Origin of the sequence: Haloferax sp. Atlit-10N, from assembly GCF_003586325.1 — an archaeon.
Lineage (GTDB): Archaea > Halobacteriota > Halobacteria > Halobacteriales > Haloferacaceae > Haloferax > Haloferax prahovense.
In genome coordinates, this window is the sequence record NZ_PSYX01000109.1 from 1 (window position 1) to 529 (window position 529).

1 protein-coding gene is annotated in these 529 nt (G+C 69.4%); it reads right to left on the reverse strand.

Annotation, left to right across the window (positions count from 1 at the left end; genetic code table 11):
- Nucleotides 1-82: 82 nt before the first annotated feature.
- On the reverse strand, nt 83-529 hold a 447-nt coding region (locus tag C5B91_RS21405; protein WP_119713039.1), incomplete at its 5' end, for an MFS transporter.

Consider the following 529-nt stretch of genomic DNA (forward strand, 5'->3'; position numbering starts at 1 on the left):
AACCGCACCGGAGAACCGACCGAAACCGTATTTTCTGCCGGCCGTCCCCCCCGACCCGGAGGGCCTCCCGCTCGACCCGGTGTCAGGCGGGCGTCGGCCGCCGTCGCAACAGCGTCACGCCCAGGAGCGTCGCGGCCGCCGCGAACCCCGCGAGGACCGCGAACAACGCCGTCGAATCAGCGACCGTGAGGATGTAACCGGCGATAGCGCCGCCGAGCGCGCCGACGCCGAACACGCCGAGGTAGGTAAAGCCGTAGGAGAGCCCTCGAAGCCCGGCGGGCGTGTACTCCGCGACGGTCGCTTGGTAGAACGGCTGGACCATAAACAGGAAGAAGCCGAGCAGTGCACAGATGGCGAGAAGCGGGCCGACGCCGAGATTCGCCACGGGGAGGAAGGCGATGGCGATGACGGCGAGCGCGCCGAAGCCGGCGACGATGCCGCGCTCGGTCCTGATGCGGTCGGTGAGCTTGCCGCCGACGTACTGCCCGAAGACGCCGACCGTCAGGAGGCCGGCGTAGACGAACAGTTC